Annotated in this window: 27 protein-coding genes; 6 read left to right on the top strand and 21 right to left on the bottom strand. The window is 68.8% G+C overall.

What is annotated here, in order from left to right:
- Positions 1–37: 37 nt before the first annotated feature.
- From JOD27_RS40985 to JOD27_RS41040, 12 genes are all read right to left on the bottom strand, one after another.
- Positions 38–3,154, bottom strand: coding sequence for an AfsR/SARP family transcriptional regulator (locus JOD27_RS40985; protein ID WP_204767774.1), 3,117 nt, complete (start codon positions 3,152–3,154; stop codon positions 38–40).
- A 155-nt stretch (positions 3,155–3,309) separates the two neighbouring features.
- Positions 3,310–3,828 carry an RICIN domain-containing protein gene (locus JOD27_RS40990; protein WP_204767775.1) on the bottom strand — a complete coding sequence of 173 codons (519 nt, stop codon included), beginning with the start codon at positions 3,826–3,828 and terminating at the stop codon, positions 3,310–3,312.
- A gap of 61 nt (positions 3,829–3,889) precedes the next feature.
- Positions 3,890–4,819, bottom strand: coding sequence for a hypothetical protein (locus tag JOD27_RS40995; protein ID WP_204767776.1), 930 nt, complete (start codon positions 4,817–4,819; stop codon positions 3,890–3,892).
- A complete protein-coding gene (locus tag JOD27_RS41000) occupies positions 4,819–6,840 on the bottom strand; it encodes a PQQ-dependent sugar dehydrogenase (protein ID WP_307830618.1) in 2,022 nt (673 codons plus the stop codon). The genes JOD27_RS40995 and JOD27_RS41000 overlap by 1 nt, the downstream gene beginning before the upstream one ends.
- A gap of 157 nt (positions 6,841–6,997) precedes the next feature.
- Positions 6,998–7,789 (bottom strand): ABC transporter ATP-binding protein, encoded by a 792-nt coding sequence (locus tag JOD27_RS41005; protein WP_204767778.1) that lies wholly within the window; start codon positions 7,787–7,789, stop codon positions 6,998–7,000.
- Between the two features lie 11 nt (positions 7,790–7,800).
- Positions 7,801–8,802 carry an ABC transporter substrate-binding protein gene (locus JOD27_RS41010; protein WP_204767779.1) on the bottom strand — a complete coding sequence of 334 codons (1,002 nt, stop codon included), beginning with the start codon at positions 8,800–8,802 and terminating at the stop codon, positions 7,801–7,803.
- On the bottom strand, positions 8,799–9,587 hold the full coding sequence (locus JOD27_RS41015; protein ID WP_307830619.1) for an ABC transporter permease: 789 nt from the start codon (positions 9,585–9,587) through the stop codon (positions 8,799–8,801). Before JOD27_RS41015 ends, JOD27_RS41010 begins: the two co-directional genes overlap by 4 nt.
- A gap of 132 nt (positions 9,588–9,719) precedes the next feature.
- On the bottom strand, positions 9,720–10,403 hold the full coding sequence (locus tag JOD27_RS41020) for a phytanoyl-CoA dioxygenase family protein (protein WP_204767781.1): 684 nt from the start codon (positions 10,401–10,403) through the stop codon (positions 9,720–9,722).
- A 4-nt stretch (positions 10,404–10,407) separates the two neighbouring features.
- Complete coding sequence (locus tag JOD27_RS41025) at positions 10,408–11,391, bottom strand: ABC transporter ATP-binding protein (protein WP_204767782.1); 984 nt, start codon at positions 11,389–11,391, stop codon at positions 10,408–10,410.
- Entirely contained in the window at positions 11,391–12,212 is an 822-nt protein-coding gene (locus tag JOD27_RS41030; protein ID WP_204767783.1) for a carbohydrate ABC transporter permease, read from the bottom strand. Before JOD27_RS41030 ends, JOD27_RS41025 begins: the two co-directional genes overlap by 1 nt.
- On the bottom strand, positions 12,209–13,099 hold the full coding sequence (locus JOD27_RS41035) for a carbohydrate ABC transporter permease (protein WP_204767784.1): 891 nt from the start codon (positions 13,097–13,099) through the stop codon (positions 12,209–12,211). The genes JOD27_RS41030 and JOD27_RS41035 overlap by 4 nt, the downstream gene beginning before the upstream one ends.
- The gene (locus JOD27_RS41040) at positions 13,092–14,471 is read right to left on the bottom strand and encodes an extracellular solute-binding protein (protein WP_204767785.1); all 1,380 of its coding nucleotides are present in this window, start codon (positions 14,469–14,471) and stop codon (positions 13,092–13,094) included. The genes JOD27_RS41035 and JOD27_RS41040 overlap by 8 nt, the downstream gene beginning before the upstream one ends.
- Positions 14,472–14,605: 134 nt before the next feature.
- Here JOD27_RS41040 and JOD27_RS41045 point away from each other — a divergent pair, with 134 nt between their 5' ends.
- Positions 14,606–15,724, top strand: a complete 1,119-nt coding sequence (locus JOD27_RS41045) for an alpha/beta hydrolase family protein (RefSeq protein WP_239571284.1) — start codon at positions 14,606–14,608, stop codon at positions 15,722–15,724.
- A gap of 88 nt (positions 15,725–15,812) precedes the next feature.
- Here JOD27_RS41045 and JOD27_RS41050 read toward each other — a convergent pair whose 3' ends face one another.
- Positions 15,813–15,977 (bottom strand): hypothetical protein, encoded by a 165-nt coding sequence (locus JOD27_RS41050; protein WP_204767787.1) that lies wholly within the window; start codon positions 15,975–15,977, stop codon positions 15,813–15,815.
- Between the two features lie 144 nt (positions 15,978–16,121).
- Here JOD27_RS41050 and JOD27_RS41055 point away from each other — a divergent pair, with 144 nt between their 5' ends.
- Together JOD27_RS41055 and bla are read left to right on the top strand one after the other, a co-directional pair.
- Positions 16,122–16,289, top strand: coding sequence for a hypothetical protein (locus JOD27_RS41055; RefSeq protein WP_204767788.1), 168 nt, complete (start codon positions 16,122–16,124; stop codon positions 16,287–16,289).
- A 19-nt stretch (positions 16,290–16,308) separates the two neighbouring features.
- The gene (bla, locus tag JOD27_RS41060; RefSeq protein ID WP_204767789.1) at positions 16,309–17,193 is read left to right on the top strand and encodes a class A beta-lactamase; all 885 of its coding nucleotides are present in this window, start codon (positions 16,309–16,311) and stop codon (positions 17,191–17,193) included.
- On the opposite strand, the gene JOD27_RS41065 is transcribed toward bla, so the two are convergent.
- The 3 genes from JOD27_RS41065 to JOD27_RS41075 form a co-directional block, all read right to left on the bottom strand.
- A complete protein-coding gene (locus tag JOD27_RS41065) occupies positions 17,186–17,587 on the bottom strand; it encodes an ATP-binding protein (RefSeq protein ID WP_204767790.1) in 402 nt (133 codons plus the stop codon). The genes bla and JOD27_RS41065 overlap by 8 nt on opposite strands.
- Positions 17,588–17,669: 82 nt before the next feature.
- Positions 17,670–18,065, bottom strand: a complete 396-nt coding sequence (locus JOD27_RS41070; protein WP_204767791.1) for an ATP-binding protein — start codon at positions 18,063–18,065, stop codon at positions 17,670–17,672.
- 68 nt (positions 18,066–18,133) lie between these two features.
- Entirely contained in the window at positions 18,134–18,622 is a 489-nt protein-coding gene (locus JOD27_RS41075; RefSeq protein ID WP_204767792.1) for a sigma-70 family RNA polymerase sigma factor, read from the bottom strand.
- 94 nt (positions 18,623–18,716) lie between these two features.
- Here JOD27_RS41075 and JOD27_RS41080 point away from each other — a divergent pair, with 94 nt between their 5' ends.
- Positions 18,717–19,247, top strand: coding sequence for a copper resistance CopC family protein (locus tag JOD27_RS41080; RefSeq protein ID WP_204767793.1), 531 nt, complete (start codon positions 18,717–18,719; stop codon positions 19,245–19,247).
- On the opposite strand, the gene JOD27_RS41085 is transcribed toward JOD27_RS41080, so the two are convergent.
- Both JOD27_RS41085 and JOD27_RS41090 read right to left on the bottom strand, forming a co-directional pair.
- Complete coding sequence (locus tag JOD27_RS41085; RefSeq protein ID WP_204767794.1) at positions 19,155–20,381, bottom strand: RNA polymerase sigma factor; 1,227 nt, start codon at positions 20,379–20,381, stop codon at positions 19,155–19,157. The genes JOD27_RS41080 and JOD27_RS41085 overlap by 93 nt on opposite strands.
- On the bottom strand, positions 20,378–20,728 hold the full coding sequence (locus JOD27_RS41090) for a YciI family protein (protein WP_204767795.1): 351 nt from the start codon (positions 20,726–20,728) through the stop codon (positions 20,378–20,380). The genes JOD27_RS41085 and JOD27_RS41090 overlap by 4 nt, the downstream gene beginning before the upstream one ends.
- A 60-nt stretch (positions 20,729–20,788) precedes the next feature.
- Between JOD27_RS41090 and JOD27_RS41095 the strand changes: the two genes are divergently transcribed.
- The gene (locus JOD27_RS41095; RefSeq protein ID WP_204767796.1) at positions 20,789–23,023 is read left to right on the top strand and encodes a PEP/pyruvate-binding domain-containing protein; all 2,235 of its coding nucleotides are present in this window, start codon (positions 20,789–20,791) and stop codon (positions 23,021–23,023) included.
- 70 nt (positions 23,024–23,093) lie between these two features.
- On the opposite strand, the gene JOD27_RS41100 is transcribed toward JOD27_RS41095, so the two are convergent.
- The 3 genes from JOD27_RS41100 to JOD27_RS41110 all read right to left on the bottom strand — a co-directional run bounded on the left by JOD27_RS41100 (position 23,094) and on the right by JOD27_RS41110 (position 24,817).
- Positions 23,094–23,387 carry an HPF/RaiA family ribosome-associated protein gene (locus JOD27_RS41100; protein WP_204767797.1) on the bottom strand — a complete coding sequence of 98 codons (294 nt, stop codon included), beginning with the start codon at positions 23,385–23,387 and terminating at the stop codon, positions 23,094–23,096.
- 159 nt (positions 23,388–23,546) lie between these two features.
- Positions 23,547–24,017, bottom strand: a complete 471-nt coding sequence (locus tag JOD27_RS41105) for a redoxin domain-containing protein (RefSeq protein WP_204767798.1) — start codon at positions 24,015–24,017, stop codon at positions 23,547–23,549.
- Positions 24,018–24,025: 8 nt separating this feature from the next.
- A complete protein-coding gene (locus JOD27_RS41110; protein ID WP_307830620.1) occupies positions 24,026–24,817 on the bottom strand; it encodes a cytochrome c biogenesis CcdA family protein in 792 nt (263 codons plus the stop codon).
- 23 nt (positions 24,818–24,840) lie between these two features.
- Between JOD27_RS41110 and JOD27_RS41115 the strand changes: the two genes are divergently transcribed.
- Positions 24,841–25,485, top strand: a complete 645-nt coding sequence (locus JOD27_RS41115) for a DedA family protein (RefSeq protein ID WP_204767799.1) — start codon at positions 24,841–24,843, stop codon at positions 25,483–25,485.
- Positions 25,486–25,762 lie beyond the last annotated feature (277 nt).

Raw genomic sequence — 25,762 nt, forward strand, 5'->3', positions numbered from 1 at the left:
CGCCAGCCTAGTGAAGCTGATCACCGCGCGCCGTAGTTCATGTGTTGCCCGTGCCGGGATGCGGGCCCAGTCGCTGCCGCACGGCGGCGGCCTCCGGCATGCGCAGGGCGCCGTAGATCGGCAGCGCGGCAGTCCAGAGGCGGCGTGCTTCGGCGATCGCGCCGGTGCGTTCGTGCGCGGCCGCCAGCTCGTCGAGCGAGCGCGCCTCCTGCTCGCGATCCTCCATCTCGCGCGCGTGCACCAGCGCCTGTTCGTGGCACTCGATCGCCTCCGCGTACCTGCCGGACGCGCGGGCCGCCCGGCCGCGACCGTTGAGAGCCGCGCACTCCAGCAGGCGATCACCCAGCTTCGCGGCGAACGTCTCGGCCTGCTGGTGCAGGTCGGCCGCCTCCCCGTGGCGGCCCATGCCCTCGTGGGCGAGACCGAGGTTGATGAGCACCTCGGTCTCACCCACGAGGTCGCCTATCTCGCGGAACACCGTGATCGCCTGCCGGTGGTGCTCCAGGGCTTCGGTGTGACGGCCCCACCGCGAGCAGATCCGGCCGAGGTCCGTGTGCGCGATCGCCTCCGCCGCGCGGTCGCCCACGTCGTGCAGGATCGCCAGGGCACGCCGGTGGTGGTCGTGCGCTTCCTCCAGACGGCCGTAGCTCTGCAGGGCCGTGCCGAGATCGTTGAGGATCCGGCCCTGCCCGACCCGTTCCCCGATCTCCTCGTAGATCGCCGCCGCCCGGCGGTACTGCGCCAGCGCCTCCTCGTGCCTGCCGAGGCTGTGCTGCACCTGCCCGATGCTGGCCAGCTCGACGGCTTCCTGGGCGCGGTCGCCCGCCTGCCGGCTCAAGGTCAGTGCCAGGCCGTAGCTCGCGAGGGCGTCGTGGTTACGCCGAACCCTGCCCTCGTTGTTGCCCAGGGCGTGCAGCGTTCTGGCCTCCCCCACCAGGTCGCCGAGCCGCCGGTACAGCCGCAGGGCCCGCCGGTAGTGTTCGTCGGCCTCGCCGTAGGCACCGGCGCGGGCGTGCGAGCGCCCGAGCTCCAGCAGGGCGCGCGCCCTGCCGGGCTCGTCGCCGAGGTCCTCCGCCGCGGCGAGAGCGTGCTGGTGCACCGAGAACGCGTCGGCGTTGTAGAAGCCGACGTTCAGGTGCTGGTCGATCGCCCGCGCCATCCTGACGGCATACCCGGCGAGGTCACCGGACGCGGTGCTGGTGATCGTGACGAGCGTGAGCCGTTCGGTGTCCAGCCACGTCTTCGCGGCAGCGCTCGTCATGGATGACGGCCGGTCGTCGCCGGTGTCGCCGCGACGCCAAAGCCTCGTGTACGGGTACACGGCGTCCATCGCGTCCAGCGCGGTGGTCAGGTAGTGCTCGTAGACGTTCTTCAACGCGCTGTGCCGATCGAGCTCGGTGAGGCGCTGTTCCGCGCGCTCCCGTGCGAACGCGCGCAGGAGGTCGTGCATCGTCCAGCGGCCGGCGCCCGCACTCTCGACGAGGTGGGCACCGTGCAGGACGTCGAGCAGTTCCCGGGCCTCCACTCCGGCGAGCGCGGCGACCGCGGCGGTGTCGCTGTCCCGCCCAGGATGCAGGCCGAGCAACCAGAACAGGCGGTTCGCCGCCGGTGGCAGGTGCCGTTCCGACCACGAGAACACGGCCCGCACGGCGGTGTCGGCGTCGGCACCCGCGTCCATCAGATCCAGCCTGCGGTGCTCGTCGGCGAGGTCCTCCAGGCCGACTCGGCCGCGGCGGGCGACGAGCTCGGCGGCGACCCGCAGCGCCAGGGGCAGCCGTACACACCGCTCGGCGAGCTCCTCGAGTTCTTCCTGTGCGGCCACCTTTTCGTCGACGAGCAGCCGGAGCAGCTCGACCGCCTCGCCGAGGCCGAGCACGTCCAGCCCCACTCTGCTCGCGCCGTCGCGGGCGACCAGCCCGATGAGGTCGTCGCGGCTGGTGATCACGACAGCGCTGCCAGGCTCGGACGGCAGCAATGGGCGGACGTGGGCGGCGTCGCGGGCGTTGTCGAGCACGACGAGGAAGCGCTTTCCCGCTGTCAGGCTGCGGTACAACGCGACCTGCGCGTGCAGGACGTCGGGGATGCGGTCGGCGCCGAGGGCGGTCAGGAACCCGTGCAGCGCCTCCTCCGGCGGCAGCGCTCCGTCGGGGTCGAACCCCCGCAGGTTCACGTACAGCTGTCCGTCCGGGAACCGGGCGGCGACGCGGTGTGCCCATCTGACCGCCAACGCCGTCTTGCCCACTCCCGCCGTGCCGCACACCGCGACCACGGCGACCGTGTCCTGTGCCGCGGCGACAACGTTGTCGAGTGCGGCGAGCTGGGCCTCACGGCCGGTGAAGCCCCGCACGACAGGCGGCAGCTGCGCCGGCCGCAGGTCTGCGGTCGCGGCCAGCAGCCGGGAATCGTGCGCGAGGATGCGTTCCTGGATATCGGTCAGCAACGGCGACGGTTCGACGCCCGCGTGCTCGACGAGCTGGCGTCGCGCGCGACGGAACGCCTCCAGGGCGTCCGCCTGGCGACCCGCGCGGTACAGGGCCGTCATCAGCTGGCCCCACAGCCGTTCGTGGCCGGGGTGGGCCGCCGTGAGGTCCGTCAGCTCGGTGACGAGCTCTCCGCCGGACCCGGCGGCCAGGTCGGCGTCGACGCGGTCCTGCACGGCGTTGAGGCGCACGCCTTCCAGCCGGGTGCGCTCCGCTTCGAGCGCGGCGATCCCGTCGAACTCGTCGTAGGCCCTGCCCCGCCACAACGCGAGCGCGGCGGTCAGCCGTTCGTGCGCGACCGGGAAAGCGCCTTCCGCGAGCGCCGCACGGCCTTCTCGCGCGAGCCGCTGGAACCGCACCGCGTCGACGATCTCCGGTTCCAGCAACAGGTAGCCCGGCGGACGGGTGCGGATCAGCTCGGCCAGCGGCCCCACGCCCCTGCGCAGCCGGGAGACGTAGGTACGGACCGTCCGCTCGGCGTCCGGTGGTGGCGCGGGACCCCACAGCTCCGAGACGAACATCGACACGCTCACCGGGCGGCCCGCGTACGCCGCGAGCAACGCGAGCATCGCCCGCAGACGCGGTCCGCCGGGATCCAGCGGACCGTCGCCCGCATCGACTTCGAGCGGTCCCAGCACGCGAATGCCGTCGTCCGGCACCCGTCGCCCCGCCATCCGGCCTCCGCCCAGCCCCTGGTTCCGCCGCAATGAGAGAGCACCCATCCGGCGCGGGGATACGAGGCTGGTCCGAAGAGAGCAGACCGCCACGAGCGCCCCTCGCCGGAAGATTCCCGGTGATGAGGCGATCGTAGCGGTCCGAATGAACTCGCTCAGACGGGGAACACGCCGTAGGACTGCGCGGCGGTGCCGTTGCAGGTCCAGAGCTGCACCGCGAGGCCTTCGTCGGAGCGTCCGCCGGGCACGTCGACGCAGTGGGTCTTCGTCCCGGCGACCCGCGACTTGAGCGACACGAAGTCGGGCAGGTCCCTGCTCGCCTGGAACCGCTCGTTGGTGACGTTCTTGCAGGGCCACTGGACGACCGGGATCCCGTTGGCGGGACCCGACGTCACGTCCATGCACTTCAGCGTGACCGCGTTGCGGATCTGGAAGATGTGGTCGTCGTGGTCGATGAAGTCCCACCGCTGGAACGGGTTGCCGTCGCACGTCACCTGGACGATGGGCGCGCCGTCCGCCGACGAGCCGCCCTGCGGTGCCAGGCACTTGCCGCTGGCCGCGCTGCGGACGGTCACGTCGAAGTGGTCGTCCGCCAACGCCGGCGTGGCGAGGCCGATCGAGCCCACCACGGCGACGGCCATGGTCAGCGCCGACGTGGTGATCCATTTTCTCATCGTGAGTACCTCCCTGGGTCGGCACTCACGATGGCAACGCCCGTCGACAATCCGTCGACAGTCAGCCGTTCATCCAGTGGTACTGCAAATGCACCTCCCAGGGCTTCGCCACGCGGTCGAGGAACATCAGGCTGTCCATCCGGCAGTTGCAGGCGTTGCCCTCACGGGTGTTCTGCGGATAGCTCCCGCCGATCTTGATGCCGCGTGGATCCGTGGCCGACGCCAGATCCGGTTCCGGCTCGCCTTCGAGCTTCCACGGGTCACCCGCCACGACGTACTTGCCTGCCAGCGGTTTTCCGTTGCGGTACAACGCCATCGCGCCCGTGTCGAAGTCGAAGGTGGCCGCGAGGAACACCCACTCGTTCTGCGGCAGCAGCTTCTGCCAGGGCTCGGTGGCCGCGAACGTCTGCGACTCACCGCCGTCGATCCGCCTGGCCAGGGCAACGAGCTTCAGCTCGCCGTCGACCCCGATCAGCTCCAGCAACGCGCGCACCGCGTGGCCGTTGGAGTCGCCGGACAGCACACCAGCGAGGCCGATCGCGCCGTAGAAGTCGTCCGGATTGGCCGAGTTCGAGTTCGGTGCCGGGTTCTGGCCCGTCATCTTCACCCAGCCCATGATCGACGCCTGGCGGGCGCCGTTGAACGCGCGCAGGCTGGGCACGCCGGTTTCGCTGTAGAGGCCCGCCTTCCAGTCGTCGTTGCCCGCGGTCGTGGGGTTGACCTGCTTGAGCTGCAACGAGGTGCGGCTGCGCCAGAACGCGCCGTCCCGCACACGCATGTCGGCACCGCCGTTCATCAGCTGCAACGCCGTGCCCGAACGGCCGCTGTCCTGTTCCAGGGCCTTGTCGTCGCGCACGGGGTGTTCGAAGTCGTAGTACGACACCAGGTTGCGGGACAGGGACGGCAGGACCGTGCCGAACGTGGCCTGGGCCGGGGCGGTCAGGCCCACGCAGAACACCGCCACAAGACCGGCGACGAACAGCCTTCGCATCACCGCACCCCCTCGCCGTGGACGCGCAGGTCGCGCATTCTGCCGATGTTGTCGAACGAGCCGAAGCCGACGCGTCCGGACGGGAACGTCCTGTCCACGGCCGTCATCAGCGGGAACGGCGAGCCGTCCAGGTACACCGCGATCTCGCCGGAGTCGGCGCAGTGCCGCACCCGCACGCGGTGCCAGGCCGTGTCGGAGACGGCGGGAGGGCCACCGACGGACCGTGCCGCGTCCCATTGGTGGTCGAGGCGCAGGCGGTCCGCGTTGTTGACGACGAAGATCCCGTTGTGCGGGTAGATCTTGTTGTCGGACGACAGATGCGCGTAGTAGAACTCGGTGTCCGAGCGGTAGCCGAACACGATGATCACATCCCGGTTCGACTCCGGCACCGGCGTGTCGAGCCGCACCGACGCGTCGATCTGCACCGAGCCGAACGCCGGGCCCTTCTTCAGTACCGCGTACTCGAACGGCCGGCGCGGGCCGGGACGTGCGACACCCGGTCGGGCCAGCACGACTTCACGGCCGGTGAACTGCCACAGCTCGGGCGTGACCGGCTCCCACCAGCGCGCCGCTCCGCCACCGGCGACGAAGTCGTGGCCGTACGGGCAGGAGGCGAAGGCACGCGCACCCGTCACCTTCCAGACCTTGCCGTTGGCCTTGGCCAGCACGTAGAGCTCACCGGCTGCGTCCTGACCGAAGCGCAGGTCGACGCGGTTCGGATCGTTCACCAGCGCCTTGAGAGTGGTCAGCCGGCCGTTGACGTAGACCATCATTTCGCGCGTCGCGGCCATCGGCCGACCAAGGCGCATCTCGCGTTCCTCGGCGTAGTAGATGAGGCCCTTCACGCCCTCGCCGTAGATGTACTTGCCGCGCAACGCGGGGATCTTCCAGCCGCGGTAGACGAAGCCGCCCATCAACGCGTTGCCGCTGTCGGCGCAGGGCTTCGCGGACGCGAGCCGGTTGTGGTCGAACGCCGTGACGGGGTAGGTGAACCCGTACTTCGCGTCGTCCGCGGGCAGCGGGAACACACCGCAGGACGGGTCGCCGCGCCGGAACTCCCACAGGCCCTCGCGTTCGCTCCAGCCCAGGTTGGCGCCCTTGCGCACCTCGTACACGGAGTCGACGGCCTTCTCGCCGATGTGGCCGAGGAACATCTTGTGCGAGCCGCCGGAATCCCAGCTGAAGCGGTACGGGTCGCGCATGCCGTAGGCGTAGATCTCGCCCAGCGCACCAGGCCGGGATCCGAACGGGTTCGAGCGCGGGATGCCGTACCGGCCGTTGACTCCGTTGCGACCGGCCGGGTCGATGCGCAGGATCTTGCCCTGCGGCAGTGCCAGGTCCTGCGGCACGGTCGAGGAGACGCCGATGCCGCCGTCGCCCGACGCGACGTACAGCAAACCGAAGTCCTCGTCCCACCAGCGTGCCGTCGGGTTGAACCCGATCTCCTGGAAGCCGTGGATGAACGAGGCGTAGCCGACGCGGAGGATCTCGCGACGCGTGCCGGAGAAGACATCGGAGCGCGGATCCGACGCGGTCCACTCGGTGATCACGCCCTGGACCACCATGTCCTGCGGTGAAGGGAGATCCGGCTTCTTCGACGTCAGCGCGGCACCGGCTTCGGTGTGCACGGTGTAGAACTTGCCGTTGCGCTTGAAGTTCGGGTGGAACGCCGCGAACCCGAACCCGCTGCCCAGCCCGCGGTGCGTGTGGAAGTCGGGCCCGACGGCGGCGCCAAGATCGAGGAACGCGTGCTGAACCCCGTTGTCCAGCAGGTAGAGCTTGCCGTTCATGTCCGGCACGAACAGGCGGCCGGAACCGTCCGGAACTTCGCCGAGGTAGTTGATCCGGTTGTAGCGGCGCAACCGCGAGTCGGTCGGCGGCGGCACGGGCTTCGACTCCGGCAGCTGCGCGACTTCGGTGAGCTCCAGGCCGACACCGGAGGCGCCCGGGGTGGGCAACGGGTCGGCGATCGGTGCGTCCGGCTGGGCCGACGCGACGGGCACGAACAGCGCTGAGATCACGAATGTTGTGGCAGCCAAACAGGACAACCGTCTGGACATCCCCACCACCCTGTGGGCCAGGCCGTGGCAGCACGGCAGCGGAAAGCGCTTTCCGTGGCGACGGTCACCGGAATCTACCCAGCCGGTGGATCGGTGACAACCCCTCCGACCTCTCCGATCAATCGTGCCCGGTCACGGCTCCCAGCAGGTCCCGAATGCGCGCGGTCGCCGCCGCGAACCCCGAACGGGCCATCGTCTCGGCGTAGTCGCGCTCAGCCGGCAGATCGACGTCGATGACCTCCTTGACCAGCGCGGGCCGTTGCGTCAGCACGATCACCCGGTTCGCCAGGTACACCGACTCCGCGATCGAGTGCGTCACGAGCAGCACCGTCGTGCCGGTCTCCCGCCACACCCGGTGCAGCTCGACGTTCATCTGCTCACGCGTCAACGCGTCCAGCGCGCCGAACGGTTCGTCCATCAGCAGCACCCGCGGCCGATGCAGCAGCGCCCGGCACAACGCCACTCGCTGCTGCATGCCACCGGACAGCTCGTGCGGCAGGGCGTTCTCGAACCCCGTGAGCCCGGTCATCTCGATGAGCTCGTCGGCGCGCCTGCCCGCCTCGGCCGAGCTCATGCCCCGCATCTCGGCCTGCAGCAGGATGTTGCGGCGCGCGGACCGCCACTCGAGCAACGCCGCGCGCTGGAACACGAACCCGATGTCGTGCCGCGGCCCGCACACCTGCTCGCCGAGCAACGTGACCGAACCTGTCGACGGTCGGAGAAGCCCCGACACCAGCTTCAGCAACGTCGACTTGCCGCAACCGGACGGGCCGACGATGGACACGAACTCGCCCGGTGCGACGTCGAGCGAGACCTGCCCGATCGCGGTGGTCTCGGCGCGCTTCGACCGGAAGCGCACGGAAACGTCGTCGATCGCGACAGCCGAGGTGGTTCCCAAAGTGGTGCTCATCCCTGCTGGCCTCATCCTTTCGGGGCGACGCTTTCTTCCCAGTACGCCGACGGCTCAGCGGTTTCCTTGATGATCCCGGTCTCCTGGAACGTGTCGATCGTCTTCTTCCAGTCGTCCGCGGTGTTGACGCCCGGCGCCTTGCCCTTCGTGGCCTCGGTGTGCAGCAACGTCAGCGTCGTCCTGAACTGCTCCAGCACCACGGCAGGCGACGGCAGCTGCTCGGCGGCACCCTTCATCGACTCGGCCGCGGCCTCCGGCGCCTTCTCCGCCGCGCTCCACGCCTCCTGCGTCGCCGCGACCATCTTCTTCACCAGCTCGGGGTTCTTCTGCAGCACGGCCTTGCCGGCGAGCAGCCCGTTGCTGAAGTAGTTCAACCCGAACTCGGAGAACCGGAGGTACCCCACGTCCTTGCCGGACTTCTCCTTGATCGTCGGCCCCTGGTCGGACGCGAAGCCCAGCAACACGTCGGTCCGCCCGGAGATGACCGCGGCCATCTTGCCCGCCGGGTCGATGTTCTGGATGGAGACGTCCGACTCCCGCATGCCGTTCTGCTTCAGGAAAGCCGGGAACGTCTTGGTCAGCGCGTCACCCGCGGTCGTGGCGACGGACTTGCCCTTGAGGTCCTCCGGCTTCTTGATGTTCTTCTCGCTGAAGAACTGCACGGACGCGGGCGTCGTTTGCAGGAACACGCCGACGCTCTTCACCGGCACGCCCTGCTCCACGGCGGTGGCGAGCGCGGACGTGTCGGCCCAGCCGAAGTCGGTCTGCCCCGCGCCGGTCGCCTGGACGGTCTTGCCGGAACCCTGACCGGCCTGGATCTTCAGCTTGATGCCGTGCTTGTCGAAGATGCCCTGCTTGACCCCGTAGTAGAACGGCGCGTGCTCGCCGTACGGGTACCAGTTGAGGGTCAACGTGACCTCTTCGGTCCCACCGCCTTGTGCCGTACCGCCGCCACCACCGCAGGCGGCAACCACCAGCATCGCGGGGAGAAGGCCTGCGAGCAGTTTCTTCATGACCCACCTTTCGCGAGAAGGGTTGTGACGGCGGCGCCACGCCTGCTGGAGTGCCACGGCAGCATCAGCTGCTCGGCGAGGTCGAGCAGGAGGAAGAGCAGGATTCCGACCACCGAGATGACGATCAGGCCTGCGAACAGCATCGGGGTGTCCATGTTGCCGTTGGCCTGCAGGATCACGTACCCGAGGCCTTCGTTGGAGCCGACGAACTCACCGACGACCGCGCCGGTGACGGCGAGCGTCACGGCGACCTTCAGGCCCGCGAACAGGTGCGGGAGGGCTGCGGGGAAGCGGATCTTCACGAACGTCTTGACCGGGCCGCCGCCCATCGTGGCGGCGAGCTCGAGCATCTCGGCGTCGACCGACTTGAGGCCGGTGACGGTGGAGATGACGACCGGGAAGAACGCCATCAGCACGGCGACGATCACCTTGGGCTCGAAGCCGAAGCCGAGCCACACCACGAACAGCGGCGCGATGGCGATCTTCGGGATGACCTGCGCGAACAGCAGGATCGGGTAGGCCGTGCTCTCGACGGTCCTGGAGTACACCATCGCGACGGCCACCAGGACGCCGAGGACGCCCGCGATGACGAAGCCGAGGATCGTCTCGTACGTGGTGACCCAGGTGTGGCCCCAGAGGTAGGACCATTTGTCCACGAGTAGGTCGAACGTCTTGCCCGGCGACGGCACCAGATAGGCCTCGACGAGGCCCGTGACGGTGACGAGGTGCCAGATCACCACGCAGGCCGCGAGCAGCGCGGCCGGACGCCACGATCGCTCCGCCACACCACGCCAACGGTCCCCCGAAACCGGTTCCATGGTGCCCCCTACGTCGGAAAGCGCTTTCCCGTACGCTAGGTCCGGCTCGCTGACCGGTCAAGGTGGCGGATCGATCCAGCTGGATCAGACCATTCGGACTCAGGGCACCTGCGCGTACACGTTGCCCGCGTGGTCACGTCCACGCGCCAGATAGATCCGATGATCGTCCTTCAGGAACCGGACGGTGGTTGGCACGTACCGCATGGTGTAACCGCAGCGCCGCTTCGTGCTGCGGTTGGGCGGGCTGCCGTGCACGAGCATGGCCGAGTGGACGCTGCACGCGCCACGCTCCAGTTCCACGTCCACGGCGAGCGACTCGTCGACCGACGTCTCCTGGTTGAAGAACCAGTCGTCGGTACCGTGGTGGGAGACGGCCGCGAGGTGGCTGCCGGGGATCACGCGCAGGCAGCCGTTCTCGGTCGTCGACGGGTCGATGGCGAGCCAGACCGTGATCGCGTCGCCCGCCGGGTCGAGGGTGTCGCGCCAGAAGTGCGCGTCCTGGTGCCACGGCACGGGTTTGCCGTCGCCGGCGGGCTTGCAGATGAAGTGCGACGAGAAGAGCGCGATGTCCGGGCCGATCAGCGATTCGACGAGGTCCAGCACGTCCGGGTCCAGCAGCCATTCGAACAGCGCCGGGTCGGTCAGGTGCGGCACGTCCATGTGTTCCGGCCGCCGGCCTTCCGGCAGGGCAGCGAGCTTGGCCTCGAAGTGCGCCGCCAGAGCCTCGAACCTGGCCGGGGCGAGCACGCTGGAGTGCGTCTCGTAGCCGTCGTTCTGGAACATCGCGTCACCTCACGAGTAGACCGGTCTCCTTGTCATAGCGCAGAACGCGTGCGGGCGCGGCGTCCACGGCCACCACGGTGCCGATCGCGGGCTCCTCGTCCTCCGGCACGACGTAGCCGATCTGGTCCTCGCCGCAGTCCAGCGTCACCAGCGACGTCACGCCGAGGTTCTCCACAATGGACACGGACCCCGTGAACAGACCCTCCGCGGCGGGCCTCAGGTACTCGGGCCGCACGCCGATGATCTCCGAGCCGCGCGGCACGAGGTTCATGGGCGTCGAGCCGATGAAGTTGGCGACGAACGTGTCCGCGGGGCGCTGGAACACCTCGCGAGGCGTCCCAAGCTGCCGGATCCGCCCGGCGTCCATCACCGCGATCCGGTCGGCCAGCGCCAGCGCCTCGGCCTGGTCGTGCGTCACGAACACCGTCGTCAGCTCCAGCTCCCGCTGCAGCTTCTTCAGGAACGTCCTTGCTTCCAACCGCAACCGAGCGTCCAAATTGGACAACGGCTCGTCCAGCAGCAACACCTCGGCGGACGCGGCGACGGCACGGGCCAGCGCTGCCCGTTGCTGCTGCCCGCCGGAGAGCTGGCCGGGCCGCCGGTCCAGCAACGCGCCCAGACTCAACCCACCCGCCGTGCGCACCGCGGTCTCCTGCTGGACCGACTTCGCGACGCCCCGCACCCGCAACGGGTAGGCGATGTTCTCCGCCACGGTCATGTGCGGGAACAAAGCGTAGTCCTGGAACACCATCGCGACCCGGCGATCACCGGGCTGCAGCCGCGTGACGACCCGCGAGCCGATCGACACGTCGCCTTCCGAGGCGCCTTCGAGGCCCGCGATCGTGCGCAGCAGCGTGGTCTTGCCGCAGCCCGACGGGCCGAGCAGGGCGAACAGTTCGCCGTCGAGGATGTCGAGGTCGAGTGCGTCCACCGCCCGCACCCCGTTGGGGTACACAGTGGACAGACCGGCGATCGTGATGCCCGCCATCAGCTCTTGACGCCTCCGTGGAATCGGAACCCGTACCGCTTGCTCACGAACAGGTACAGCACGACCACCGGGATCGAGTACAGCAACGAGAACACCGGGATCACCCTCAGGTTGGCGCTGCCGCCCTCGTCGTAGAGGGTGCGCAGCAGCACCGCCGCCGGCTGTCGGCCGACATCGCGCAGCAGCAGGAACGGCAGCAGGAAGTTGCCCCAGGCGTTGACGAACGCCCACACGAAGATCGTGGCGACACCGGGCCGTGCGACGGGCAGCACGACGTGGCTCAGCACCTGGCGCGGCGAGGCACCGAACACCCGCGCGGACTCCTCGTACGACCGCGGCACCGCGTCCATGAAGTCCTTCAGGATGAAGATGGCGGCGGGCAGCATGCCGCCCGCGATCACCAGCGCCGTCCCGAACTGCGAGTTGATCAGGCCGAGCTGCAGCATCATCACGAAGATCGGCACCATCGCGGCCGTTCCGGTCACCACCGACGACAGCAGCAACAGCAGATACAGCAACAAATCCCGGCCGGGCATCCGCACCCGCGACAACGCATACGCCGCCAGCGCCGCGAGCACGGTCGTCACCACCGTGGCGATCGAGCACAGGATCAACGAGTTCACCAGCGACGACAACGTGAACGGGTGGTCGAAGGTCGCCGAGACGTTCGACAGCGTCCAGTCCGGCCACCGCGGCCCGAGGCCGGGCTTCGCGTCGAACGGCGCGGAGGCGAGCCACAGCATCGGCACCGCGAAGAACGCCAGCACGACCGTGATCAGCACGTAGAAGCCGATCCTCCGCACCATCCACACAGGACTCACGCGCGCCTCCGCAACAGTCGCAGGTACACCAGCGCGATCACGAGGTTGCCGAGCAGCAGGAGCAACGACATCGCGGAGGCGTACCCGAGCTCGCCGCCCTCCAGCGCCTGCCGGTAGATCAGCACGGGCAGCACCTCCGACCGGTGGTTCGGGCCGCCGGAGGTCAGCAGGAACGGCGTGAAGTCGTTGGCGGTCCACAGGCTGATCAGCAGCGTGTTGGTGAGCACGTGCCCGCGGATGTGCGGGAACACCACGTCCCGCACGGTCTGCCAGCCCGACGCGCCGACCAGCCGCGCGGTCTCCAGCTGCGATGGCGGCACCGCGGCCAGCGCCGAGGTGTAGAGCAGCATCGAGAACGCCGTGCCGCGCCAGACGTTGAAGATGATCAGACTGGTCATCGGGTACTCGACCAGCCACGACGTCTCCGGCGAACCGAGCAGCAGGCCGAGCGTGCCGGTGTCGCGGCTGAGCACCGCGAACCACAGGAACGCCACGACGGTGCCGGGCAGGATCCACGAGAGCAGCACGAGACCCTCGATCGTCCGCCGCAGCCACGGGTTCGCCGACCGCAGCAGCCACGCGAGCCCGAAGCCGAGCGCGTTCTGCCCGATGACCGCGGAGAACAGCACGAACAACGCCGTCAGCCACACCGAGTTGGTGAACAGCGGGTCGTGCACGGCGGTGAGCACGTTGTCCAGCCCGACCACCCGCGGGTTCGCCGCCGCGGGTCCGGTGAGCTGGTAGTTCGTGATGCCGATGTAGAGCGTCCACAGCGCGGGAAAAACCAGGAAGACCCCGATCAGCACCAGCGCCGGCGCGACGAACGCCAGACCGCGCCGCACCCCGAGCCCCGCGCTGTCGATCCCTTCATCGAGCCGGTTAGCCAATGTTCTGCTCGCCGACGGCCTTGGCCAGCGCCTCGCGGTAGGCACGAGCAGCGTCGTCGGGGGTCTTGCCGGAGACGATGTCCGCGGTCGCCTGTTGCAGCGCCGCCGACACCTTCGGATAGTTCGCGAGACCCGGCCGGTAGCGGGTGATCGGCAGGACCTTCTCCGCGATGAACGTCAGCATCGGGTCGCCCCTGAGCACCTCGTCGTTGACGTCCTGGCGCTGGGTCGTCTGCGCCGTACCCGCGAGCGACTCCTTCACGGCTTCCTTGGAGTTGAGGAACTTCAAGAACTCCCACGCCTGCTTCGGGTACTTGGTGTTCGGGTTGATCACCCGCACGCCGCCACCGGACATGCTGACGAAGTCCTGTCCACCGACTCCCGCACCGGCCTGACGAGCGGGCACGAGCGCCCAGCCCACGGCCGTGTCGCGGTCGGCCATCTTCGCGACGCCGTTCTTCGGTTCCACGACGGATCGCCAGAAGTAGTCGCTCTCCAGCAGGATGCCGATCTTGTTCTCGCTGAACAGCTGGAACGACCGCTGCCGGCCGTTGGCCTCCTGCTGCAGCACCGGATCGCCGAGGCCACCGCCGTAGATCTTCCGGTACAGCCCCAGAACGTCCTTCAGCCCGGCCGAATCCCCTTGCCACTTCCCGTTGTCGTAGATGGGCTTGCCGGTGCCGGCCAGCGCGGGCAGCACGCCCTGCATCGTCGTGGCCTCGCCCATCGCGGTGCCCGCGTTGAGCTGGATCGGGTAGATGCCCGGCAGCGTCTTCAACCGAGCACCCGCGTCGAGCACGTCCTGCCACGACCTGGGTTGCCAGTCGGAGGGAAGCCCGGCTTGCGTGAACAGCTTCTTGTTGAAGAACAGCACACGCCCGTCCGTGCCCATCGGCACGCCGTACCGCTTGCTCTCGAACTCGCCGAGTCCCTGCACGGCCTTGGGGATCTGGTTCCAGCCGTCCCAGTCGGTGTCGCCGACGACCTCGCCCAGCGGCTTGATCTGCCCGGCCTGCGCGAACTCGCCGAGCCAGATGCCGTCGATCTCGATGATGTCGCCGCCACCGCCGGTCTTGAGGTCGAGCGCGACCTTGGTCTTGTAGTCCTCGTCGCCGGTGCCGTTCTGCTCGAACCTGATCGTCGCCGTGACGCCCTTGGCCTTCTGCTGCTCCGTGAACTTCGGGATCACCCAGTTCTGCAGCCAGTTCGCGCCTCTGGCGTTCTTCCCGCCCGCCGCCGCGTTGGCGACGATCGTCAGCGTGATCTCCTTGGCGTCGGCGTTTCTCGCGTGGTCACCCTCCTGCGACTGCCCCAGACACCCCGCGAGCAGACCGCACACCGCCAGCAGCCCGAACCCCGTTGTTCGCCGCATCCGTGATCTCCCCACCCAGAGGACCAGCCGGTACGTCAGACCCCAACATGGCACTGGATCACGGGCGCCACAAGCTCTCAGCCCTCTCTCAGCGCGCGCCTGGGAGGCTCACGCCCGAAGGGGGTAGATCAACAATGCAACTGCTCATGGCGGCCGTCCTCGCCGCCTCCACGCTGGTGTCACCGCAGCTCACCGGCCCGTTCCCGGTCGGAACGTTCGACGCTCACCTCACCGATTCCACGCGAGCCGACCCGTTCCAGCCGGCGAAGAACCGGGAACTGATGGTCACCGTCAGCTATCCGGCCAGGCGTACGGGAACGCAGGCGCCGTGGCTCGGCCGGGGCTTGGCGCAGGCCATCGACCCGATCATCTCCAGCCCGGACTACCTCGACATCCCCGCCGGGTCGGTCGACTGGTCAGGAACGCTCCGTCAGGCCCGTGTGGACGCTCCTGCGGTGCCGGGCAGGTGGCCGGTCGTGCTGTTCTCGCCGGGTCTGCAGACGCCGCGCGAGTTCTACGCGGGCGCCGCCGACGACCTGGCGAGCCGCGGCTACGTCGTGGTGACGGTGAGCCACACCCACGAGTCGGCGGCCGTGGAGTTCCCCGGCAACCGCATCGAGTGGGGCCTGGTACGGGACGGAAAGCCCGAAACGATGAAGAAGGCCATCGACGCACGGGTGGCCGACATGCGGTTCGTGCTGACGGAACTGCCGCGGCTGCACCGGTGGGTGGACATGGATCGAGTCGGCATCGCCGGGCACTCCTACGGTGGCTACACGGCTGGCGAGACGATGGTGAACGACCGCAGGTTCGACGCGGGCATCAACATCGACGGCGCGATGGAGCACACCGGCGACGGTGGCACCTACGCGCCAGGGAAAGTGGTGAAGAACGGCCTGGACCGGCCGTTCCTGCTGTTCGGCGGCGATCGCGGCGACCAGGAGCTGTCGCACGTCGACACGAGCCTGACCAGGACGTGGGCCGACTTCTGGCCCAACCAGCGCGGGTGGAAGCGCGACGTGCATCTCGACAACGGCGCGCACTCCGGCTTCAGCGACCTGCAGTGGTCGGTGCCGCAGATCGCCCAGATCTCTCCGCAACGCCGTGCGGGGCTGATCGGAACGATCGATCCGCAGGAGGCGCTCAACGCCCAGCACGACTACGTGGCCGCGTTCTTCGACCTGCACCTGAAGCACAGGGCCACGACGCTGTTCGACCGGCCGCGCCATCCGGGGATCCGGCTCGTGCGGTGAGTATCGTCCTGGGCGATGTCCGTCCGGTTCGACGTCCTCGGGCCGCTCATGGTCCGCGTGGATGGCAGGGAGCTTGCGCTCGGCGGGTTCACCCGCCGGCGACTCTCGGTTTCCTGCTGCTCAACGCGGGCAGGGGCATGTCGATCAGCGAGCTGACCGAGGCGTTGTGGCCGGACGGGCACCCGCCGACCGCGCGCGGGATTCTGTTGAACGTCGTGTCCGCGCTGCGGAAAGCCGGACTGGACCTCGTCACCCGCAAGCCCGGCTACCTGCTGCGCGTGGAACTGCGGGCGCGGATCGCGTTGCTCGACGGTTCCTCGTCGACAGGTACGAGATCCGGTTCGGCGAGCTGCACCCGTGGTGCACGACCGCGCTCGCCACACCGCGCATCGTCGGGATGCCCGACGTCAAGCCCGCCACACCCGTGCTGTCGATGGCGTGGATCGCCCACGACGTCCGCGGTGTTCCGGTCGAACGGTCGTGGGTCGTGCCGCGCGGTGATCGTGCGCACCTCACGCTGCACCTGCCGCAGGTGGATCAGGTGATCCGCCGGTCGACGGTCTGAGATCAAATAACGTGGAGACGTGACTGCTCGACGCACCCTGCTCAAGACGTTGACCTTGCTCCCCCTGGCCGGCTGCGCGGCTCGGCCGTCCACACCGGCCACTCCACCGGCGACGACGACCAGCGCGGCACCCGTCCGGCACGAAGCCCTGTACGAACTGGAGAAGAAGTACGACGCGCGGCTCGGCGTCTACGCGGCCGGTGTCGGCACGATCGAGCACCGCGCGGACGAGCGGTTCGCGTTCTGCTCGACGTTCAAGGGCCTCGCCGCGGCGGCTCTGCTGCACCGCAACCCGATGACGTACCTCGACAAGGTCGTCACCTACACCGAAGCCGACCTGATGAAGAGCTCGGCGATCACCAGGAAGAACGTCCAGACCGGCATGAAGCTGCGCGACGTGTGCGACGCCGCCGTCCGCTTCAGCGACGGCACGGCGGGCAACCTGCTGCTGCGCGAGCTCGGCGGCCCTGCTGAGCTCACGAAGTACCTGCGCGAACTCGGCGACGACGAGACCCGCATGGACCGGACCGAGCCCGCCATCACCGAGGCCACACCGGGCGACCCGCGGGACACCGCCACGCCGCGTTCCCTCGGCACGGACTACCAGCGGCTCGTGCTCGGCGACGCCCTCGACCAGGAGAAGCGAGGCTTCCTCACCGACCTGCTGGAGCGCTCGGTCACCGGTGCCAAGCGGATCCGGGCGGGTGTCCCGCAGGGCACCAGGGTCGCGAGCAAGACCGGCACCGGCGACTACGCCACCGCCAACGACATCGCCGTTGTCTGGCAGCCGAACCGCGAGCCGATTCTCATCTCGATCATGTCGAGCAGGCCCGCGGCCGACGCCAAGATAGACGAGGCCCTCATCGCCGAAGCCGCCGCCTACGTCACCAAGACCCTCACCTGACCGAGGACACGTCCGCCCACACGGTCTTCGAGTCCGGGTACCGGTTGTGTCCCCACACCTGTGCCAAACCGTTGACCAGCAACAACCCCCGCTGCCGCCGCCCGAGAAACCCCATCCTTCCCAACTGGGGGAACCGTCCGGGTGTCCCGTCGTCGACCTCGACCCGCACCACCCCGCGTTCCGGCAGACGCAGGATGCGGGCACGGCGCGGCGGGGCGGCGTGGTGGTACGCGTTGCTCACGAGTTCCGTGGCCACGACCATCACATCGACCACGACGTTCTCGTGCATTCCCAGCAGCAGGCGGCGAACCTCCGCCCGCACGTCCGCGAGCGGCAGCATTCCCTCTGGTAGGACGAGGTCCAGGCGTTCGCTGGACCGTCCTGCAATACCCATCAGCATCTCCCCGTGCCCTGTTGGTTCAAGGCAGGAGGTTCCGTACCCATTCGGGCGAACGTCGAAACCCATCGAACTTCACTCACAACTCCCTCGGCAGGTCCGCCCACACCACGGTGCCCCCGTGAGCGCGGTCGACACCCCACCGTTCGGACAACCGCGCGACCAGGACCAGGCCGTATCCCCGCTGCGGACGGGAGACCTTCCGCAGCGGCGGATGAGCACGGGCGTCGTGCGCGATCTCGATCCGGATCTTGGACTTCCCGATGACGACACGCAGGAACGACGGTTCCGACGTGTACCGGTAGGCGTTGCTGACCAGTTCGTTCACCACCAGCAGCACATCGGCGACGCAGTCGGCGTTCACCCCGGTCAGCTCCAGCCTGACCCAGCGCCGGACGGTCGCGAGACTCGGCCGCTGCCTGCCCAGGGGCAGATGGGCCGCCTCACCTGTCCTCGCTGCCTGGTCGCGCGCCAAACCGCTCCTCGAGCTGGTGTTGATCAGTTCTGGCGCGGGTTACCCAAGTGGATTGATCACCAAACCATCTAGCTGGGCGGCGGCCTCCCGTCGAACGCACGGCGCAGCTCGCACAACGCGTAGTGCTTGCGGGATTTCACCGTTCCCGCGGGCACGCCCAAACACACAGCAGCCTCGCTGTACGTGCGGTCGTTGTAGTAGAGCTCGGTGAGCACGCGACGGTGCTCATAGGACAGTGATGCCAGCACGGCGTTCATCACCATCGTGTCCACAACCCGCTGAGCGTGATCCGGCGCTGGTTCCGGTTCGTGCTCTGCCGTTTCGCGCGGCCGCACCGTCCTGGCGCGCACCCGGTCGATGACCACGTTGCGCGCCACAGTGATCAGCCAGCCGCGGGCGGAGGATCCGTCGGCGAACGACTCGGGATGGCGCCACGCCCGCAGGAAGGTCTCCTGGACGACGTCCTCCGCGGCCGCGCGGTCGCCGGTCAGCCGGGTCGCGAAGTTCAGCAGACTGTGGTGATGATCCTGGTAGAGCACGCGGAGGAAGTCGTGCATCGGGTCAGTGAAATCCCCGGCTGCCCCGCGGACAACGACTCTGTCCAATCCGACAGGAAACCCCGTACAGCGAGTGGGCCACTACGCTGCGCACGTGAGGCGTTACTTCAGCGCGCTCGTGCTGGCACTGCTCACCGCGACGGCCATGGCCGTTCCCGCGCAGGCCCACGCCGAGCTCAGGAGCAGCAACCCGGCGTCCGGCGCGGCACTCGACGCACCGCCACCGCAGATCGAGCTGACGTTCAGCGATGTCGTCAGCCTGCCCGACGGCGACGCGGTCACCGTGACCGGCCCGGACGGTGTCAAGTGGCCGGTCACGCAGGCCCACGCCGTCGACAGGACGATCACGGCGAAGGTCGACACCGCCGCGGCGAAGTCCGGTGCGCACACGCTGGAGTGGCGCGCTCAGTCCGATGACGGTGACATCATCAGCGGCAAGTTCACGTTCACGATGAACGCGCCCTCCGCGGCACCCACGTCGTCGGTGATGATGAGCGCGCCGGTGACCAACGCTCCCCCGTCGACCACGCCGTCAGACCCCGGTGGTGTTCCCGCGTGGCTGTGGGTCGTGGCCGGGTTGATCGCGGTCGTCGGCGCGATCCTGCTCGTCCGCCGGAAGTCCTAGCCGTTTGCGCAGGAGGTCGCGTTCGGCCGGGTGCTCCGCCCGTTCGAGCGCGGCCTCCAACGCTGCCGTGGGGTCTTCGCCGAGCCGTTGCAGCAGATCGGCGCGCACGGCGTGGAACAGGTGGTAGCGGTCGAGGTCGAGCGCGTCGACTTCGCGCAACGCCGCGGCAGGTCCGTCGACCTCGGCGACGGCGACGGCGCGATGCAGAGCCACGACAGGGCTCGGCGTGATCGCCAGCAGCTGGTCGTAGAGCGCCACGACCTGATGCCAGTCGGTCGGTGGATCGCTGTGCACGGCGTTGATGGCGGCCTGAATCTGGTACGGACCCGGCCGGTTCCAGCGCAGGCACCGCCGCACGATGTCCTGACCTTCCGCGATCAGGTCCGCGTCCCACCGCGACCGGTCCTGGTCCTCCAGCAGCACCAGCGAGCCGTCCACGACCCGAGCGTCCCGGCGGGAGGCGACGAGCAGCATCAACGCGAGCAGCCCCCACACCTCGGGTTCGTCCGGCATGAGCCCGGCCAGCACGCGGCCGAGCCGGATCGCCTCCTCGGCCAGCTCCTGCTTGTCCAGGTAACCCTCGTTGAAGATCAGGTACACGACCGCGAGCACGGCATTGAGGCGTTCGGGCAGGTCGGCGTCACGTGGCACCCGGTACGGGATGCGGGCCGCGCGGATCTTGCCCTTCGCGCGCACGATCCGTTGCGCCATCGTGGGTTCCGGCACGAGGAACGCCCGTGCGATCTCGGCCGTGGTGAGGCCGCCGAGGAGTTTCAACGTCAACGCGACCTGGGCCTGCGGTGCGAGCGACGGGTGGCAGCAGGTGAAGATCAGCCGAAGCCGGTCGTCCGGCACGTCCTCCACCTCCTCCTCCGGTTCGTGCCGCAGCAGTGCTGCCTGCGCGTGCTTCTCGTGTCCCTTGGTCTCGCGGCGCAGCTTGTCGATGGCACGGTTGCGGGCGGTCGTGATGATCCAGCCCGCCGGTGCCGGGGGCACGCCTTTCACCGGCCACTGCTCGGCGGCCGTGGTGAAGGCGTCCTGCACCGCCTCCTCGGCGAGGTCGATGTCGCCGAGGAGGCGGGTCAGGACGGACACCGCGCGGCCGTACTCCGCGCGATAGATCTCCTCGATCATGCGAACGCGATCGGCCTGACCTCGACCGACAGCGGGTTCAGCACGGTGGCGAGCCGCCGGCCCCACTCCAGCGCCTCGTCCAGGTCGGCTGCCTGGATGATCGTGAAGCCGCCGATGTGCTCCTTGCCCTCGGTGAACGGTCCGTCGGTCATCAGCACGTCGTCGTCCTTGGCCCTGAGCACGGTCGCTGTCGACGGCGGGTGCAGGCCGACCGCGAACACCCACGCGCCCTTGGCGCGCATCTCCTCGTTGAGCTTCTCGAGGTTCGCCATGATCGGGTCGAGGATCTCGGGCGGCGGCACGTCACCGTCGGGCTGATAGACACTGAGCAGGTATTTCTGGGTCATCGTGGTCTCCTTTCGCCCTTTGTACGAACGAGGACGACCTGTTTCGACAACTATGGCGACATGATCCCGTTGATCCTCCCGCTCGACGACCCGGCGGCCGACCTGGCCGCGGTCGGGGGCAAGGGCGCCTCGCTGGTGAGGCTGACCAGAGCCCGGCTGCCGGTGCCCGCCGGGTTCTGCCTCACGACCCGCGCCTACCGGGAGCGGTCGATGGAGGGCGTGCTGGAGGCGTTCCGCGAGCTGGGCGGGCCGGTGGCGGTGCGGTCGTCGGCCACCGCGGAGGACCTGCCGTCGCTGTCGTTCGCCGGGCAGCACGACACGGTGCTGAACGTGTCCGAGGACGGGCTGTTCGACGCGATCCTGCAGTGCTGGGACTCGCTGCGGTCCGCCCGTGCCGTCGCCTACCGCGAGAACAACGGTGTCGAGTCCGCGGAGATGGCCGTCGTCGTGCAACGGATGGTGCCCGCGGAGGTGTCCGGGGTGCTGTTCACTGCCGATCCGCTGACCGGACGCCCCGAGCCGGTGATCAACGCGGTGCGCGGGCTCGGAGAGGCGCTGGTCAGCGGTGAGGCCGACTCGTCCGACCTGCTCTCCGACGTGCGGAAACGCGAACTGATCGAGTTCGGCGAGCGGATCGAGAACCTGTTCAAGATGCCGATGGACGTCGAGTGGGCGTTGGCCGGTGACGAGTTCCGGATCCTGCAGGCGCGGCCCATCACGTCGTTCCGGGTCGAGTGGAACGACACGCTCGACGGCGACTACCTGTGGTCCAACGGCAACGTCGGCGAGGCTCTGCCCGAGGTCATGACGCCGGTGACGTGGTCGCTGGTGAAGGTGCTGTCGAGCATGACGATCGGGCCACACCGGATCTCCGGCAACATCGGCGGCCGCTTCTACCTCAACATCAGCACCTACTCCGCGCTCGGCACGGCCGTCGGGAGGACCGAGCGGATGCTGCGGTCCGGCGAGGAGACGTTCGGGCGCATCCCGGCCGGGGTGACGGTGCCGCCGCTGCCGATGTCGCGGCTCGCGATCCTGGCCGCCGTGGCGCGCGGCGCGGGCGGGCCGATCAAGCAGCGGATCCTCTACCGGACACAGCTGCCGCGACTTGTCCGGGAGAACCCCGCGCGCTGTGCCGCCGCACGCGAGGCCATCGCCGCGTGCACCACCCCGCAGGCGTTGCTCGACCTCTGGCGCAACGACATCGACCAGCTGTTGCGGCACGTGTGCCCGATCCTCGACGCCGGCGCACGCATGATCGCGGGCGGTCCTGCGGCGTTCCGGCGTGAGCTCGTCGCGCTGGTCGGTGAGGAGAACGCGACGACGCTGCTGACCGGCTTCCACGCGGGCGCCGGGTTGTCGAGCATCGGGCCGTTGATCGGGCTGGCGCGGGTGCGGTCGGGCGAGATGAGCTTCGCGGAGTACCGCGAACAGTGGGGCCATCGGTCCCACAACGAGTTCGAGGTCCACCAACCACGTCCCGCCGAGGCGCCGACGTGGATCGCGGCGCAGATGGACCGGCTGGGTGATCCGGTCGCGCTGCTGGAGCGGCAGGCGACCGCGCGGGCGCGGGCGTGGGACCGGCTGGTGGCGGCGCATCCGCGGCAGGCACGTCGCATCGAGCGGCGGCTGGCGAAGATCGGCGCCGGGGCGCGGGCACGCGAACAGGCCCGTTCCGAGATGGCGCGCGCGTTCTGGGTGATGCGGGCATTCCTGCTGCGTGCCGGCGAACTGACGAAGTCCGGTGACGACCTGTTCTTCCTGCCGATCGACGACGTCCTGCGCTTGCTGGGCGGCGAGACGTCGTTGCTGGACCGCGTGCACGCGCAACGGAGGGCCTACGAGCGCTATTGCCTGCTGCCGCCCTATCCGGCGGTGATCCGGGGCCGGTTCGACCCGGAGTCCTGGGCGGCCTCACCGAACCGGCGGGCCGATCTCCACGACGCGACGACCGACGTGCCGATGCCGTCGGACGTCACCGGGTTCCCCGGCTCGGCGGGCGTGGTCGAAGGAGTGGCCCGCGTGCTGCGCCGGATCGACGAGGGCAGGGCCCTGGAACCGGGCGAGATCCTCGTGACCTCGGTGACGAACATCGGCTGGACACCGTTGTTCACCCGTGCCGCCGCCATCGTGACCGATGTCGGCGCCCCTCTCTCGCACGCGGCGATCGTGGCTCGGGAACTGGGAATTCCGGCGGTGGTGGGTTGCGGCAACGCCACGACCCGCATCGCCACGGGAGACGTCATCCAGGTGGACGGGGCACGGGGAACCGTGACGAAGGTGTCCAGAAAATAGGTGTCCAGAAAATGGGCGTGCTGAACCCACCACCCGTCCGCCTCCGGGTGGCGGGTTCCGCACTCCGAGGTCAGTTGTGCGCGGGAACGCAGTCGTACATCGAGACGAGCTGACGCCGCATGCGTTCCCGCAGCAGGTCGATCACCTCGGTGACGGTGTCCGCCTCCGCGTACGCCTGCACCTCGACCCACTTCAGGTCGAGCCGGGCGTGCGCGTGGATGACGGACTTGTCCGAAGTCAGGTTGACCCAGGCGAAGTCGACCCGGTCGGGCGCGTAGCGGTCGAGCGAACCGATCCGCGCAGACGCGTAGTCCCTGGCCTGCTCCGGAATGGCCTCCGCGAGCGAGACCTGGATGTAGTCCATCGGCACCTGCCTCCTCAAGGCAACGCGGCATCGCCGCGTGGCCAGTTCGACGGTACGAAAGCGATCGCAACGCCGAACCAGGCGTTGGTCCCGACAGAGCAGGGTCTTTCTGCTGTGACAATTCCTTTTGGAATGGTGCCGGTGCCGGACCTGGGTGTGTCACTTGATCAGGGCGGAGACCTTCTGGTCGAGCTGTTCCTCGGTGGGCGAGCCGGTGAGCAGCTCCACCGAGCCGTCGGTGCGGACGAACGCGAACGTCGGCTGAGCGGTCACGCCGAACCGCTTCCACACGGAACCGTCGAGGTCGGCGAGGTGCGGGAACCCGGTCATCCTGTGGTCGGACACGAACTTCTTCATCGCGTCGAGCTGGTCCTCCGCCGCGACGCCGACGAACTGGACCTTGTTGTGCCGCTTGGCCATCTGCTCGACCTGCTCCGCCTCGGCGTTGCACGAGGGGCACCACGGCGTCCAGAACCACAGCACGGCGGGCTGGCCGACGAGCTTGTCGCCGCGGAACTCCGCGCCCTCCAGCGTCTTCGCGGTGAACTGGAACTTCTCCGGGGTGGGCGCCTTCTCGGCGCACCCCGCGAGCAGCAGCACGACTCCCAGCAGTACTCCGAGGATGCGCATCGGGCTCCTCACCTCCTGTCTGGGCGTACGGCCTTGCGCCTCCTCCGGTTCAGCCACCAGCCGCCCGCGATCACCAGCACGACCACGAACGGCCACGGGCCCAGCGCCCCCACGATCTCGGCGAGCGTGCCCTGGAACCGTCCGGCCGCGCCCACGACGGGGTCGCGTGAACTGCCGTTGGCCAGGAACAGCCGCAACTCGTAGACGCCGTAGTACGTCACGTACGCGCCCATCACGACGAGCACCACACCGCCGAGGCGTCCGACGTGCGGCAGAAGCTTCCTGATGCGCGGTGCGAGCAGAGAACCGGCTACGGCGAGTGCGGTGACCACGAGGCCCATGCCGAGCGCGTAGGCGAGGAACGCGGTGAAGCCCGACTCCAGCGACGTCCCGATCAGGACGAGGAACGGGCCGACCGCGCACGAGAGAGAGGCGATGGCGAACGCGATGCCGTAGCCGTACATCGACCAGAGGCTCTTCGGGGCCGCCTGGAGCTTCGGCAGCCGGAGGTAGAGCTCCTTGCCGAGCAGCAGGAGCACGCCGACGCCGAGCATGGCGAGTCCGATCACGACGGTCACGAACGGCAGGTACCGCTTCAGCGTCGTGGCCACCGGGGTCAGGACGAGACCGAACAGTCCGAAAAAGGTGACAAACCCGGCGGTCATGACCAAACCGGACATAAAGGCGCGGCCCGCGTTGTCCCGCGCGACGAGTGCCAAATACGCAGGCAGCATCGCGAATCCGCACGGGTTGACCGTGGCCAGCATTCCGGCGATGACGGCTAATGCGACGTCGTTCACAGCGGCGACGGTAGTGTTGTCGCGTGCCGATCGAACAGTGGCTCGAAGCCATCCCACCTCTGCTGGTGTACGTGATCGTCGGCCTGGTGATCGGTTTCGAGTCCCTCGGGATCCCGCTGCCGGGTGAGATCGTGCTGGTCACGGCCTCGCTGCTGGCGTCGCAGCACGACCATCTGAGCCCGTTGTGGATCGGTGTGTGGGCGAGCGCGGGAGCGATCATCGGCGACAACTTCGGCTATCTCATCGGACGGCGCGGCGGACCGCGGTTGTTCGCGTGGATGGGCCGGAAATTCCCCAAGCACTTCGGCGAAACACAGGTCGAACACGCCCGTCGCGTGTTCCAGAAACGCGGCGCCTGGGCCGTGTTCTTCGGCCGGTTCATCGCTCTGCTGCGCATTCTCGCCGGGCCGCTGGCGGGTTCGCTGCACATGAACTACGGCAAGTTCCTGGTGGCCAACGCTCTCGGCGGCGTGGTGTGGGCCGGCGGCACGGCGGCGGCCGTCTACTACCTCGGCGTGGTCGCCGAGAAGTGGTTGAAGGGCTTCTCCTACGCGGGCCTGACGATCGCCGTGGTGGCCGGTGGAATCGGCATCTTCGTGGTGAAGCGCCGTCTGGCCAAGGCCGCGGAGCAGGAGCTCGAAGGAAAGGAAGAGGTCACGCCCGCGTAGCCCACGCGGCGATCTGGGCCGTGCCGCGCGGGAAAGTCGAGGCCGGCGACGCCGGGCGCTGTCAGCGTCACCAGGCGGCGCTTGCGCAGGAGCCGTCGCGCGGCGGCCGGCTCGCGGTCCCGTCCCACCAGACGAGTCCACGAGCCGACCGATGACCACATGCGCGGAGTTCTAGAACCAATGCCGTGTAGTTAGCGGCGTGGGCTGGCTGTCAAGGCCGGCTGAAACAGGCAACGGAGTTCCTGCTAGAACAGCGTCGACCAAGATCGTTGCTCTG

The organism is Lentzea nigeriaca (genome assembly GCF_016907955.1).
GTDB classification, from domain to species: Bacteria; Actinomycetota; Actinomycetes; order Mycobacteriales; family Pseudonocardiaceae; genus Lentzea; species Lentzea nigeriaca.

Bases quoted from the DNA above. Each gene is read 5' to 3' on its own strand.
- JOD27_RS40985 (WP_204767774.1), bottom strand. From the start codon at position 3,154: ATGGCGGGGCGACGGGTGCCGGACGACGGCATTCGCGTGCTGGGACCG.
- JOD27_RS40990 (WP_204767775.1), bottom strand. From the start codon at position 3,828: ATGAGAAAATGGATCACCACGTCGGCGCTGACCATGGCCGTCGCCGTG.
- JOD27_RS40995 (WP_204767776.1), bottom strand. From the start codon at position 4,819: ATGCGAAGGCTGTTCGTCGCCGGTCTTGTGGCGGTGTTCTGCGTGGGC.
- JOD27_RS41005 (WP_204767778.1), bottom strand. From the start codon at position 7,789: ATGAGCACCACTTTGGGAACCACCTCGGCTGTCGCGATCGACGACGTT.
- JOD27_RS41010 (WP_204767779.1), bottom strand. From the start codon at position 8,802: ATGAAGAAACTGCTCGCAGGCCTTCTCCCCGCGATGCTGGTGGTTGCC.
- JOD27_RS41020 (WP_204767781.1), bottom strand. From the start codon at position 10,403: ATGTTCCAGAACGACGGCTACGAGACGCACTCCAGCGTGCTCGCCCCG.
- JOD27_RS41025 (WP_204767782.1), bottom strand. From the start codon at position 11,391: ATGGCGGGCATCACGATCGCCGGTCTGTCCACTGTGTACCCCAACGGG.
- JOD27_RS41040 (WP_204767785.1), bottom strand. From the start codon at position 14,471: ATGCGGCGAACAACGGGGTTCGGGCTGCTGGCGGTGTGCGGTCTGCTC.
- JOD27_RS41045 (WP_239571284.1), top strand. From the start codon at position 14,606: ATGCAACTGCTCATGGCGGCCGTCCTCGCCGCCTCCACGCTGGTGTCA.
- JOD27_RS41055 (WP_204767788.1), top strand. From the start codon at position 16,122: ATGCCCGACGTCAAGCCCGCCACACCCGTGCTGTCGATGGCGTGGATC.
- JOD27_RS41065 (WP_204767790.1), bottom strand. From the start codon at position 17,587: ATGGGTATTGCAGGACGGTCCAGCGAACGCCTGGACCTCGTCCTACCA.
- JOD27_RS41075 (WP_204767792.1), bottom strand. From the start codon at position 18,622: ATGCACGACTTCCTCCGCGTGCTCTACCAGGATCATCACCACAGTCTG.
- JOD27_RS41085 (WP_204767794.1), bottom strand. From the start codon at position 20,381: ATGATCGAGGAGATCTATCGCGCGGAGTACGGCCGCGCGGTGTCCGTC.
- JOD27_RS41090 (WP_204767795.1), bottom strand. From the start codon at position 20,728: ATGACCCAGAAATACCTGCTCAGTGTCTATCAGCCCGACGGTGACGTG.
- JOD27_RS41095 (WP_204767796.1), top strand. From the start codon at position 20,789: ATGATCCCGTTGATCCTCCCGCTCGACGACCCGGCGGCCGACCTGGCC.
- JOD27_RS41100 (WP_204767797.1), bottom strand. From the start codon at position 23,387: ATGGACTACATCCAGGTCTCGCTCGCGGAGGCCATTCCGGAGCAGGCC.
- JOD27_RS41105 (WP_204767798.1), bottom strand. From the start codon at position 24,017: ATGCGCATCCTCGGAGTACTGCTGGGAGTCGTGCTGCTGCTCGCGGGG.